Origin of the sequence: Streptomyces glaucescens (assembly GCF_002154375.1) — a bacterium.
Lineage (GTDB): Bacteria > Actinomycetota > Actinomycetes > Streptomycetales > Streptomycetaceae > Streptomyces > Streptomyces glaucescens.
This window is the reverse complement of sequence record NZ_MUND01000670.1, coordinates 1-1,340: the sequence shown is the minus strand read 5'-3', so window position 1 is coordinate 1,340 and position 1,340 is coordinate 1. Positions and strand designations below refer to the sequence as shown.

1 protein-coding gene is annotated in these 1,340 nt (G+C 71.6%); it reads right to left on the bottom strand.

Annotated features, from left to right (window positions below; translation table 11 throughout):
- On the bottom strand, positions 1-1,340 hold a 1,340-nt coding region (locus CCN42_RS34455), incomplete at both ends, for a non-ribosomal peptide synthetase (protein ID WP_143662121.1).

Below are 1,340 nucleotides of genomic sequence, written 5' to 3'. Positions count from 1 at the left end.
GTCGAGTGCGGTGGTGAGTTCGGCGACCGTGGGGGCCTCGAAGACCTGCCGGACGGCGAGTTCGGCGTCCAGGACGGTACGGACCCGGCTGACCAGCTTGGTGGCGAGCAGGGAGTGCCCGCCGAGCTGGAAGAAGTCGTCGTCGATGGAGACCGACGCCAGACCGAGGGTTTCGGCGAAGAGGCCGCAGAGGATCTCCTCGCGCGGGGAGCGCGCCGCACGGCCGTCCGGGGTGTCCAGGCCGTAGTCGGGGGCGGGCAGGGCACGCCGGTTCAGTTTGCCGTTCGGGGTGAGCGGCATCGCGTCCAGGACGACGAAAGCCGAGGGCACCATGTAACCCGGCAGCCGTCCGGCGGCCAGCTCCCGCAGCTCGGCCGCCTGCGGACGGGCACCCTGCGCGCCCACCACGTACGCGGCCAGCCGCTTGTCGCCGGGCCGGTCCTCCCGCACGATCACCGCGGCCTGCGCCACCTGCCCGTGCGAGGCGAGCACCGCCTCGATCTCACCCAGCTCGATCCGGAAGCCACGCAGCTTGACCTGGTCATCGACCCGGGACAGGTACTCCAGCTCCCCGTCCTTCGTCCACCGCGCCAGATCACCCGTGCGGTACATGCGAGAGCCGGGCTCCCCGTAGGGGTCGGCGACGAACCGCTCCGAGGTCAGTGCGAACCGACCGTGGTAACCGCGCACCACACCGTCACCGGCGATGTACAACTCCCCCGGCACACCGGGCGGCACCGGCCGCAGACCGGCGTCCAGGACGTAGATCTGTGTATTGGCGATCGGCCGGCCGATGCGCGGCGAACGCGCCGCACCCGGCGTCACCTGCCATGCCGTGGACCAGATGGTCGTCTCGGTCGGCCCGTACAGGTTGGTCACGGACACCGCCCGCTCAGCGAGCGCCACCGCGAGGTCCGCCGGCAGCGCCTCGCCGCCGATCAGCACCCGCAGCCGCTCCACCACCGCCGGATCCTGCGCCAGCACCGCCCGCCACAAGCTCGGCGTCGCCTGCATCACCGACGCACCGGTGGACACCGCCAGCTCACACAGCGCCGCGGGATCACGCACCACGTCCCGGGCCGCCATGACCACGCCGGCACCGCTGAGCAGCGGCACGAACAGCTCCAGGCCCGCGATGTCGAACCCAACCGTGGTCACCGCCAGCAGACGGTCATCCGCACCCAGAGCGAACCGGTCCCGCATCGACACCAGGAAGTTGACCAGCGGCCCCTGCGGGACCACCACACCCTTCGGACGGCCCGTCGAACCCGACGTGTAGATGACGTACGCCGAACGGCGCAGGTCGGAGCCCACGTTCAGGGAGTCCGTGCGGGCGTGGG